Raw genomic sequence first — 10,903 nt, 5'->3', positions numbered from 1 at the left:
CCGGCGCACCCGGTCGCGCACGGCACCCACCGAAAGACACCTCATGACCCTGCCTCACCACCCCCCAGCGCCTGGCCGCCTGAAGGTCGCCGCGATCCAGATGGTCTCCGGCATCAGCCTGGACGCCAACCTCAGCGATGCCCTGCTGCTGCTGCGCCGGGCCGCCGCCGCCGGCGCCGAGCTCGCGGTGTTGCCGGAGTATTTCTGTTTCATGGGCGCCAGCGACGAAGACAAGCTGGTGCTGGCCGAGACGCCCGGGCTGGGCAAGGTGCAGGACTTCCTGTCGGACTGCGCGCACGATCTGAAGATGTGGATCGTGGGCGGCACGCTGCCCATGGCCACCGACGACCCCACGCACGCGGCCAACGCTTCGCTGGTCTACAACCCGCGCGGCGAATGCGCCAGCCGGTACGACAAGATCCACCTGTTTCGCTATGACAACGGGCGCGAACACTACGACGAGGCCAACGTGCTGCGCGCCGGTGAGACCCCCACCGTGTTCGACTGCCGCGACGCCAGCGGGCAGCACTGGCGCGTGGGCCAGAGCGTGTGCTACGACCTGCGCTTTGGCGAGCTCTACCGCATGCTGGCGGCCGATGTGCTGCTGGTGCCATCGGCCTTCACCCACACCACCGGGCAGGCCCACTGGGAGGTGCTGTTGCGCGCCCGCGCGATCGAGAACCAGGCCTTCGTGATCGCCAGCGCACAGGGTGGCCTGCACGAAAACGGCCGACGCACCTGGGGCCACTCCATGGTCATCGATCCGTGGGGCAATGTCATGGCCATGCAGGCCGAAGGCCCGGGCGTGGTGATGGCCGAGCTGGACTTCGAGCAATTGCGCAGCGTGCGCGAGCAGCTGCCCTCGCTGCAGCACCGGCGTCTCTGAAGCGCATGAGCTTCGAGGGCGCGCCGCACGAACACAGCGACCCTGGCTCGCGCCGCTGGAGTCTGTGGGCTGCTCTCGTGCTGCTGGTGCTGGTGCTGTTGGTGGTGCTGGTGTTCCTGGCCCGTGAGTACGAGGAAGGGCGCGACCAGCAAGCGCTGGAGCAGGAAGCTGCGGCGGTGGCCAGCGACATCCGCAACTCACTCTTGCGCAATGTGCAGACCCTGCAATCCCTCAACAGCGTGGCGCCCACCGCCGACAGCTGGAATGCGCCCGCCGCCGAACTGCTCACGCAACACCGCGAGCTGATGCGCCTGGAGTGGCGCGACAACGCGCAACAGATCGTCAGCCACCGCGACACGCCTTACCTGAGCGACCTCTTCGGGTACCTGGATCGCACGCGCGCCGTGGCCGACGTGAAGCTGGCCTGCGACAACGCGCAGCGCCTGTCGGGCCCGGCGTATTCGTCCAGCTACTTCTGGCCCATGCGCGATGGTCTGGGCATGGAACTCATGGAGATGTGCCTTCCGGTGGTGCGCTCGGGCGTGCCCAACGGCTTCCTGGTGGCCACCTACTCGTTGCCCGGCATGTTGTCCGAGTTCACCAAGCGGGACGAGCTGCGCAGCCGAGGCCTGTCGTTCAACGACGCCGACGGCACGCGGCTGGCGCTGCACCGCATGGTGCCCGGCACCCGCCGGACCCTGAGCGCCAACGCCGTGCTTGAACTCCCGGGGCACACGCTGATCCTGCAGTTGCAGAGCCCGCGCCTGGTGGGTGGCCTGTTCCCCAACGTGCTCACCGCAGTGGTGAGCGCGCTGTCGCTGGCCCTGCTGGCCGTGCTGGCCCTGCTCGCGCGCGACACCCGGCTGCGCCAGCGCGCCGAGCTGGAGGTGGGCGATGCGCTGGCGTTTCGCAAGGCCATGGAGGATTCGCTGGTGACCGGCCTGCGCGCGCGCGACATGACCGGACGCATCACCTATGTGAATCCGGCGTTCTGCGACATGGTGGGGCTGAGCGCCGAGCAATTGGTCGGCACAGGACTGCCGGCGCCCTGGTGGCCGCCCGAACTGGTGGACGAATACCAACAGCGCCAGCTGGTTCGCCTGGCCGGGCAGACGCTGCCACGCGAGGGCTACGAATCGGTGTTCCAGCGCTCTGACGGCAAGCGTTTTCCGGTGCTCATCATCGAAGCCCCGCTGATCGATGCCCAGGGCAAGCAGACAGGTTTCATGAGCGCCATCCTCGACCTCACCGAGCAGCGCCGTGTGGAAGACCTCAACCGCACGTCGCAAGAACGCCTGCAGGCCACCGCGCGCCTGGCCACGGTCGGCGAGATGGCCTCGCTGCTCAGCCACGAGCTCAACCAGCCGCTGGCGGCCATCTCCAGCTACGCCAGCGGGGCGATCAACCTGCTGGACCAGCCAGCCGGTGCGCTGCCGCAGGCCGACCTGTCGCAGGCGATGCGCCGCATCAGCGAACAAGCCGAGCGTGCAGGGCGCGTGATCAAGAGCGTGACCGACTTCGTGCGCCGGCGCGAGCAGGTGCGCGAAGCGGTGTCCCCGCGCACGCTGATCGACGCCATCCAGCCCCTGCTGGTGTTGCAGGCCAAGAAGCAGGGCATCCAGTTGCAGATCGACATTGCGCCCGCTTGCCCGCCGGTGCTGTGCGACCGCACCATGGTCGAGCAGGTGTTGCTCAACCTGGCGCGCAACGGCATGCAGGCCATGCCCACGGGCGACCCCGCGCTGAGCACGGGCCTGCGCCTGCTCAAGATCAACGTGTTCCGCACGCGTCTGCACTCGGGCGGCGAGCAGCAGAAGGCGTGGGTGACGTTCGAGGTGAGCGACCACGGCCTGGGCCTGAGCAGCGAAGTGCAGGAAAAACTCTTCACGCCGTTCTTCACCACCCGGGCCGAAGGCATGGGGCTGGGGCTGAGCCTGTGCCGCACGGTGATCGAGCAGCACGGTGGGGCATTGACCTACGAGACGAACCAGCCGAGGGGAACGGTGTTCCGCTTCACGCTGCCCAAGTCGGATTGAGGGGCCCCGCGCGGCAGCCTTCCCTGTGCAAGCCACCTTTATCATTCGCCCATGACTCAGCATCTCGACGCCAAGATCTACCTCGTCGATGACGACGCGGGCGTGCGCGATGCCCTGGCCTGGCTGCTGCGCACACGCCGGCTGGTGAGCGACGGCTACGACAGCGCCGAGGCGTTCCTCGGCGACGCACAGGTCTGGAACAACGAGCCCACCACGCCGTGCTGTGTGCTGCTGGATGTGCGCATGCCTGGCATGAGCGGGCTGGCCCTGTTCGAGCGCTTGCAGACCTTGCCCTGGCAGGAGACCCTGCCGGTGATCTTCCTCTCGGGCCACGCCGATGTGGCCACGGCGGTGGACGCGGTCAAGCGCGGCGCCTTCGATTTCTGCGAAAAGCCGTTTTCCGACAACGCGCTGGTCGATCGGGTGGAGCGTGCGCTGGACCAGTCGGCCCAGGTGCTGGCCCGTCGGCGCGTGCAGCGCGAACTGCAAGAGCGCCTGAGCAGCCTCACCGACCGCGAGCGTGACGTGATGGATCTCGTGGTCGCCGGTCTGCCCAACAAGCTGGTGGCCGATCAGCTCAACATCAGCGTGCGCACGGTGGAGGTTCACCGCTCGCGCGTGTTCGACAAGATGGGCGTGAAGTCGGCCGTGGAACTGGCCAATGCCCTGCGGCCTTGACGGACCCGGGCAACTCAGCGGTCTTCGGGCGGCTCGCTGCTCGCTCGCGGGTCGCGCTTCTGGCGCTCCACTTCCTCGGGCAGCTCGCCGCCCTTGCGCCCTGAAAACATGGTCCACCACACGATGAACACCAGCAACACCAACGCGCCGAGCGCTTCAAGCAACAACAAGGTCATGGATCGTTTCGGTCGGGTTTTTCGGGCGGTCGTGAAGGTGGGAGCGAGCGCGGTGATTGTAGGAAGCCTGGTGTCCTGCGCGGTCGGTCCCGTGCAAGGCCCGGCGCCTGTTGCGTTGCCCAGCCCGCCGGTGGCCGGTGTGGCGGTGGATGCGGCTACCTTGCCCCCGCCGATCCAGCGCGGCAAGAGCCGCTGGACACCTGCGCGCTGGAGCGAGTTGCCCGGCTGGGGGCAGGACAGCCTTCACGAAGTCTGGAACGCCTGGGTGCGCGGCTGCGAACGCCCCGCCCCGGGTCAGGCCGGCCCGTGCGCAGAACTGCGCCAGCTCGCCATCGGCACCGCGGCCGAACAGCAGGCCTGGGTGATGCGCCGCTTCCAGCCCTACCGCGTGCTCGATCCCGACGGCAGCCAACCCGACGGCTTGCTCACCGGCTACTACGAGCCGATCATGGCGGCGAGCCGCGTGCCCACCGCCGTGCACCGCACGCCGCTCTACGCGCCGCCGGCCGGGTTGCGCAGCGGACAGACCTGGTACAGCCGGCAGGAGATCGACACCCTGCCCGCCGCGCAGGCCGCGTTGCAGGGCCGCGCGGTGGCCTGGCTGGCCGATCCCATCGACGCGCTGATCCTGCAGATCCAGGGCTCTGGCCGCCTCAACGTGGTGGAGGCCGACGGCCGCGCGCGGCAGGTGCGCGTGGCGTTCGCCGGGCACAATGGCCAGCCCTACCAGAGCGTGGGTCGCTGGCTGCTGGACCAGGGCGCGATCCGCGAAGCCTCGTGGGCCGCCATCAAGGCCTGGGCCGCGCAAAACCCGCAGCGCGTGAACGAGATGCTGTGGAGCAATCCGCGCACCGTGTTCTTCCGCGAGGAAGCCCTGTCGGACCTCGATGCCCGTTTCGGCCCACGCGGTGCCCAGGGCGTGCCGCTCACGCCCGGTCGCTCGATCGCCGTCGACCCGCAGAGCATTCCCTATGGCACGCCCGTGTGGCTCGCCTCGCAAGGCGCCACGCTCAACGTGCAGAAGCTGGTGATGGCGCAGGACACGGGCGGCGCCATCGTGGGTGCGGTGCGCGCCGACCTGTTCACCGGCTGGGGGGGCTGGAGCGACGAGGCCTACCTCACGGCGGCCGCGCTCAAGCAGCCGCTGCAGATGTGGGTGCTGGTGCCGCGCTAGTGGGCGGCGCAGTGTGGGGGCACCTTGTCAGAGTGCGGTGATATCGGTCTGCACGGGCCAGCGCAGGGATGCGTTGGTGTTTTTGCCAGCCGCCTCGAACTCGTGACGCAACAGCAGCGTGTAGCGGCCTGCGCGAGGCGTGCAGAGCCGGTAGCCGTCGCTCACCGCGTTGAGCGTGATGCCACCAGACTGCTCCGTCTGCAGACGCCAGGCTTCCACCTCGGGTGTGCTCATGCGCAAGGTCACGCAGAAACCCCGCTTCATGTTGGAGACCACCACCAGTCGCTGCTCGGCGCTCCAGTCGCCATCGACGACGGGGTCCATCTGCGCAGGGTGGCTGTTCTCCAGCACCCGCATGACGGAGGGCACAACGATGCGGATGCGCAGGGAGGCGCTGGCACCGTCTGGCCCCGCCTGGACAGCCTCGCCCATGACGCTGCCGGGCACCAGGAACAGTGCGCCGGCGCAGAAGCATGCCAAAAGAGAGTGCGTTACACGGGCCATGGCTCTCTATCGGCCCGCCCGGTGTCAACTTGAGCCCTCTGTCCGGGCTCGAATCGTGGTGTCCTACTCGCTGCGTTGAACGGGAATGCTCAGCGAGACGCTTTCGCGCCGGCGCACGTCGACCTTGGCCTGGCCTTGATCGACCACGTTCCAGGGCAGCGGCAGCGTGTCGGGCCGCACGCTCACCGTTCGTGGACCGCTGGCCACGAAGGGGAATTCGAAACGGCCCTGGCTGTCGGTGCGCACGGCATAACGGTTGTCCAGGAACACGGTGACGTTGGGCACACCGGTTTCGCTGGCTTCCTGGGTGCCGCTGCGGTTGGCGTCGAAGTACACCGTGCCCTCGATGCGGCCACCTCCTTCTGCCGCCTTGCCGCCCAACGGTACATTGCGGCTGCCGGCCTCGAACTGGTAGCGCAGCACGGCGTAAAAGGAGCGGTCTGAATCCGGGATGACCAGCGGCACAGGCGCCAACGGGTCGAGCGATGGGGTCAAGCGGCGGCTGCCGTTGGAGCGGTTGTAGTTACCTTCCAGGCTCCAGCGCGCGTCAATGCGCCAGCTGGCCCCCAGGTTCAGGCTGTGTCGGGTCTGCCCTGTGTCGCTGCGCTCGGTGTTGAAGTTGCCACGCAGGCTGGCTTTGCTGCTCAGCGGCGCCGCAAAGCTGGCTGCGCCGCTCCACGTGGTTTCGGCCGGCTGCAGCGCCGTGGCACTGTACGCATTGGCGCCCAGGCTGGTGGACAGTGCCCAGCCTTGGGGCACCTGCCATGCCTGATCCCACGTGAGGCCACGCGAATCGGCCTGGTTGTCGTCGCCGGTGAACTCCAGCCGAAGGCCGCTGGCGCCCCAACTGTTCTGGAAACGCCAATCGCCGTAAGTGCTCCAGGCGTTGCCATTGAACCGCCGCACCGAGGCTCCCGCACCGAGCGTGTGATCTCGGTTGAGCCGCCAGCGCGCGGAGCCGGTGGCGAAGTAGCCGCTGCCACCGCGGCCCGTGATCGAATCCAGCCAGTCGACCGAGCTCTCGGCCGACCACTGGCGTGTGCGCCAGCTGGAGCGCACGTAGGCGCCCACCACGTTGTTGGCCATCGGCAGCTGCGCCCAACTCAGATCGGGCTCCAGCCGGTACATGCCTGCGCCGTGCCGGCGCGGGCCGTCGTCCCATTCGCCGTCAATCCAGAAACCGCCGCGGTCACCGCGCAGGTTGCTGGCCCGTGTGCTCACCAACTGGCCCTGGATGCGCTGTTCCGCGCCCTCGTGCCTCAAGGCCAGCAGAGTGGAATTTGCATTGACCGTGTCGCCGGGTTGCAGCGGTGTGTCGAAGATCGAGACGTTGCGGGCGTCTTCATGGCGCAGCGCTATGGTCCAGCCTTCGCGGGCCAGCGGGTCCGCTTCAGCAGCGTTGGAGCGCCACTGACCTCCCAGCGTGGCGCGCCGTCCGGCAAGGCGCTGAAAGCCGCTGGCAGGCAAGAACGCCAGCAGACCGGGCTCGCCGGCGGAGGCCAGCAGCTGCACCCCTTGGCCAGGGTTCTCCCACTCGGTGCTCAGCCCCCGCAAGATGGACGAGGGCAGGTACACGCGGGAGGGCAGGCGCGTGACGGAGGGAATCGGAGTGTTGATCACGCCCAGCTCGTTGCTGGTCAACCAGCCACCATCCAGGGGCATGGCGCGCTGGCGCAGCGTCAGGGTGCCATTGCTGTCGCGTGGTGCGTAGCTGCCGTCAACCGAGAGCGTGCCGTGATTGGCCGTTTCCAGCAGGCCTTGGAGACCGTATCCCATGCGCGCGTTGTGCGTGGGGTCGAACGGTTCGGTGCCGAGTCGGGTCTCCAGCTGCAGGAAGCGCGGCAAACCCTCGCGGTCGTAGGTGTAGGCAGCGGTGTCGGCTGCGGGTTCGGGCGGCAGATTCTCGATCACCCGGTCCACATAGGCGGTGGTGGGCTCTTCGCCAGGGATTTGCACCGGCGTGCTCTGGGCCCAGGCGCCCGGCAGCAGGGGTGCAATGGCCAGGCAGGCCGAAAGGCAGCGCAACGGGCGTGTCACCCCGCAAGCCTCATGGCGCGAAGCTCGCGTCCAGCGGCAAGCGGTTCTTGCCCCATTCGAGGGTGCCCTTGACGGTGAGCGGGAACCGGACTTCCGGGGCGGGCTTGCCGTCCTCCACCACTGCGGTGATTGCAATGGCACGCGTTTCACCCGCCAGGATGGGCAGATCGGAAGGGGTCATCTCGAGGCGTGCGCCGGTGGCGTCGGTACCGTTGACGAATCCTTCAAGCCGCCCATGGGCGTTGCCTCGGTTGCGCACGTCGACCACCGCAGTCGGCTTGCCATTGAGCGTGACCACGCGAGTGGCTGCGATTTCCAGCTGGGGTGCTGCGTCGCCGATGGCGGCGTAGACGATGACGCCGATGCGCCCGCCCACCGGCAGACTCAGGGTACCTTGTGCCCGCGCCGTGTCCAGCCCCTCGACCATGATCGCGAAGCGGCATTCACGCGCCGCTGTGCCGGGCGGCGGCGTGATTTCAAAGCGGTAGCGGTAGCGCGCACCGGGTTCTATCACCAGGTCGCGTCGCTCAATGGCCACCCAGGGTCGGCAGCTGTCCGCAGAGAGGTCGGCACTGAATGTCACCGAGTTGTCAGGATTGAGGGTCCAGTCGCTGGTGTAGATGCGGAACTTGCCTTTTTGCTGCCCCACGTGCTGGATTTCCAGCACCTGTCGCAGCGGTTGGCCGGGTGTGGCCTGAACCTCGAACCGCGGTGGTGCGACGTAGGCCGTGAATCCCTGGGCATGCACGGCCAGCGGCGCGAACACCACGACACCGGCACACGCACAGCCCAGCAAGGATTGAAACAAGGAGCTCGGAAGCGCGATGGGCATGGCGGATTCAGTCGACGTCGAGTTCGAAATGGAAGTTCAGGCGCCGGTTGTTGGATGACCAGTCGGCGTTCGAGCGCAGCCGCACCTGCATTTGATCCTCCAGTGTGGCGCCGGGGATGGTGCCGGCGAACACCAGCGTGCGTTCGCCCGACACCAGGCGACCGGCCTGCAGGCGTCCTTGCGTGGTCCACACGGCTTCGATGTTGGATGCCTGATCGCGCGGCAGAACCATGTAAATGCGCCCTCTGCGGCCTGTCCAGGCGCGGGTGTCGATGCGGATGTTGACGCGCAACCACGCCTCCATGCCGCCAGCGAACGGCTGGCCGGCCTTCAATGGCAGCCACTGCATCTCCACATTGGGTGGCACGGTGTGGCTCAACGAATCGTCCAGCCGGTGCGGATTGGCCCCGGCGCTGGCGGACGTCAGTCCAATGACGACCATCGCGAGCAAGCGGCTGAGTCGGATCATGGACTGGTGAGGGTGTAGGTCACCCTGCCGGTGTACGTGCCTTGCGCGCGAACCGCGCTGTTGGCGTAGATGAACGTATGGCAGTTCTCGATGTACGTGTTGGCCGACACGGTGGCCAGCGTCTGGGTGCCAGCGGTGAAGGTACCGGCCGGAATCACGCCCGGCACGTTGCTGTTCGCAGCGGAAACTGTCCAGCTGATCTGGGTGATCGGAATCGTGTCGCCGGTGGCGAGGTTGATCAGGTTCGAAGGCGAAGTCACCGTCAGCACGGCGTTGCCAGAGCCGTTGTTGCGGCGATAACCCGCACCGATCATGACCTGACGCTCGGGCGTCGGGCAGGTGATGTTTCCGCCGCCGTACAGGCTGACGCTCTGGGTGCTGTTGCTGGTCATGGTCAAGGCAGCGCCGCTGAGCAGCTCGTTCACCGAGGGGGACACTTGCACCGTGTTGACGATGCCGCTGGTGCCCGCCGGGCCGTTCAGGGTGCCTTGCTGGCCGCTGAGCGCGCCGTCGCCCACATGCAGAAACAGGCGCCGGGCGCCGGACGTGATCTCCAGCGACCAGGCATGGGCCACAGACGTCTGTGCCGCGAGCAGCAGTGCCACGCAGGCGGTGAGACTGCATTGTGGTGTGCTGCAGCGGCGGGCGCGTTTCATGAGGTCAACGTGGTCAATGTGTGTTTGTCTGCTCCGCAGGGAGGGTGGGGTGCCACCGATGAACAAACGAAGGGCTGCGATCCGCAGTCCCTCTGCCGTTGCTTATCCTCATCTCCACCTTGCTTTCACCGCAGAGTCAGGGAGCCACAGCGGTGTAGGTGACCGTCGTCTGGTAGTTGCCTGCACCCACCGGCGCCGTGGCGCCCTGGTGGTTGTAGCTGTAGGTCCAGTTGCTGGTGCGGTTGATGATCCGGCCGGACGTCGGGGTGACCGTGGTTGCAGCCGCGCCGAAGGTGGGGTGGGCCAACGTGCCACCGCCGACGGCGACCGCAATGCGCGACAGCGGGATGGTTTCGGTGCCGTTGCTGAGATCGGCGCCAGCCGAAGAAAAGTTCACGTTGCCGATGTTGGACAACAGCTGAACCGGGACCACGCCGCCCGAAGTGGCAGCCACGTTGCCGTCTGCGGTGGCCTGCGGGTCGGTCAGGACGAAGTCCACCAGATCCACCGTGGAGGTGTTGCCGAGGATGGCGCCGGTGCCGACCTTCAATGCGATGAAACCGGGGACCACGACCCGCAGGTTCAGATCGACGTTGGCGGTGCCGGTGCCGGTGACCAATTGCGACTCGGCCGAGGCCAGCAGCGGGGTGGCCAGAGCCAGGGCCAGGGTGGTTTTGAGCAGCAAGGCTTTTTTCACGACGTTTCCTTCAATTTGAAGTGAGGAGTGTGGGCTGAGCACTTTCAGGTACCTGTTCCACGGGGGTTGATGGCCCAATGTTACGAAACGACACGATTGAAGGCAAGTTGTAAGTGGGAAAAAATTCACATATCTCAACGACTTACAGCGACTTTGTTACCCAGCGGTCTAAATATTGAGATGAATGGCTACAAAAATGTTCAAGTTCCGGACTTGTTTGCCGAGCTCGTACTTTTGGTCAATAGATGAGACAACGGAAGTGCACTTCCCGATTTCACTTCGCCGAGCGAGAAGCTGGTGTGCAAGTCCTTCACGTTGGGCAGGTTCAACAGCACCTCGCGGGCGAACTGGCTGAAATGGTTCAGGTCGCGGCTGACCACTTGGAGTTCGAAAGTGCCCGAGCCGCTGATGTAGTGGCAGGACACGACTTCCGGGATCTGGCGGATGGCGTTCTCGAGATTGCGCGTGACGTCGCCGCTGTTGCGATCCGCATCCAGACGCACGAAAGCGAGCACGCCCAGACCGATCTTTTCGCGGTCGATCTCGGCCCGGTAACCACGAATGAAGCCCGCCTCTTCCAGCGAGCGCACGCGCCGCCAGCAGGGTGCGGCCGACAAACCCACGCGCTGGGCCAGTTCGGCGTTGGTGAGGCGGCCATCGCTTTGCAGTTCTTGCAGGATGGCGATGTCGAACTTGTCGAGTGTTTCCATGAGGTGCCGTTTCTAGAATGAATCTTGCTCAATCATCGGCAAAACGGG

12 protein-coding genes are annotated in these 10,903 nt (G+C 66.6%); 4 read left to right on the top strand and 8 right to left on the bottom strand.

The window, feature by feature from the left end; all coding sequences use genetic code 11:
* Window positions 1–79: 79 nt before the first annotated feature.
* From F9Z44_RS20120 to F9Z44_RS20110, 3 genes are read left to right on the top strand one after another with little or no spacing between them, the layout of a single operon-like run.
* The gene (locus F9Z44_RS20120; RefSeq protein WP_159608823.1) at window positions 80–886 is read left to right on the top strand and encodes a carbon-nitrogen hydrolase family protein; all 807 of its coding nucleotides are present in this window, start codon (window positions 80–82) and stop codon (window positions 884–886) included.
* 5 nt (window positions 887–891) lie between these two features.
* Window positions 892–2,922: a two-component system sensor histidine kinase NtrB gene (locus F9Z44_RS20115; RefSeq protein ID WP_159608451.1), complete on the top strand. Its 2,031-nt coding sequence runs from the start codon at window positions 892–894 to the stop codon at window positions 2,920–2,922.
* Between the two features lie 51 nt (window positions 2,923–2,973).
* Complete coding sequence (locus tag F9Z44_RS20110) at window positions 2,974–3,600, top strand: response regulator transcription factor (RefSeq protein WP_159608450.1); 627 nt, start codon at window positions 2,974–2,976, stop codon at window positions 3,598–3,600.
* A gap of 14 nt (window positions 3,601–3,614) precedes the next feature.
* Here the strand turns inward: F9Z44_RS20110 and F9Z44_RS20105 are convergent, their stop codons facing one another.
* Window positions 3,615–3,776 carry a hypothetical protein gene (locus F9Z44_RS20105; protein ID WP_162147742.1) on the bottom strand — a complete coding sequence of 54 codons (162 nt, stop codon included), beginning with the start codon at window positions 3,774–3,776 and terminating at the stop codon, window positions 3,615–3,617.
* Here F9Z44_RS20105 and mltA point away from each other — a divergent pair.
* The gene (gene mltA, locus F9Z44_RS20100; protein WP_159608449.1) at window positions 3,709–4,950 is read left to right on the top strand and encodes a murein transglycosylase A; all 1,242 of its coding nucleotides are present in this window, start codon (window positions 3,709–3,711) and stop codon (window positions 4,948–4,950) included. The genes F9Z44_RS20105 and mltA overlap by 68 nt on opposite strands.
* Before the next feature lie 27 nt (window positions 4,951–4,977).
* On the opposite strand, the gene F9Z44_RS20095 is transcribed toward mltA, so the two are convergent.
* The 7 genes from F9Z44_RS20095 to F9Z44_RS20065 form a co-directional block, all read right to left on the bottom strand.
* Window positions 4,978–5,454 (bottom strand): hypothetical protein, encoded by a 477-nt coding sequence (locus F9Z44_RS20095; protein WP_159608448.1) that lies wholly within the window; start codon window positions 5,452–5,454, stop codon window positions 4,978–4,980.
* A 63-nt stretch (window positions 5,455–5,517) separates the two neighbouring features.
* A complete protein-coding gene (locus tag F9Z44_RS20090) occupies window positions 5,518–7,491 on the bottom strand; it encodes an SdrD B-like domain-containing protein (RefSeq protein WP_159608447.1) in 1,974 nt (657 codons plus the stop codon).
* Between the two features lie 10 nt (window positions 7,492–7,501).
* Entirely contained in the window at window positions 7,502–8,323 is an 822-nt protein-coding gene (locus tag F9Z44_RS20085; RefSeq protein ID WP_159608446.1) for a hypothetical protein, read from the bottom strand.
* A 7-nt stretch (window positions 8,324–8,330) separates the two neighbouring features.
* On the bottom strand, window positions 8,331–8,792 hold the full coding sequence (locus F9Z44_RS20080; protein WP_159608445.1) for a hypothetical protein: 462 nt from the start codon (window positions 8,790–8,792) through the stop codon (window positions 8,331–8,333).
* Window positions 8,789–9,448 carry a hypothetical protein gene (locus tag F9Z44_RS20075; RefSeq protein WP_159608444.1) on the bottom strand — a complete coding sequence of 220 codons (660 nt, stop codon included), beginning with the start codon at window positions 9,446–9,448 and terminating at the stop codon, window positions 8,789–8,791. Before F9Z44_RS20075 ends, F9Z44_RS20080 begins: the two co-directional genes overlap by 4 nt.
* Before the next feature lie 136 nt (window positions 9,449–9,584).
* Window positions 9,585–10,145: a hypothetical protein gene (locus F9Z44_RS20070; protein WP_159608443.1), complete on the bottom strand. Its 561-nt coding sequence runs from the start codon at window positions 10,143–10,145 to the stop codon at window positions 9,585–9,587.
* Window positions 10,146–10,345: 200 nt separating this feature from the next.
* Window positions 10,346–10,855 carry an Lrp/AsnC family transcriptional regulator gene (locus tag F9Z44_RS20065; RefSeq protein ID WP_159608442.1) on the bottom strand — a complete coding sequence of 170 codons (510 nt, stop codon included), beginning with the start codon at window positions 10,853–10,855 and terminating at the stop codon, window positions 10,346–10,348.
* Window positions 10,856–10,903: the final 48 nt, after the last annotated feature.

It is taken from the genome of Hydrogenophaga sp. PBL-H3, assembly GCF_010104355.1.
GTDB lineage: Bacteria > Pseudomonadota > Gammaproteobacteria > Burkholderiales > Burkholderiaceae_C > Hydrogenophaga.
Note: the sequence above shows the minus strand (reverse complement) of the source record. Positions and strands in the feature narration are given on the sequence as shown.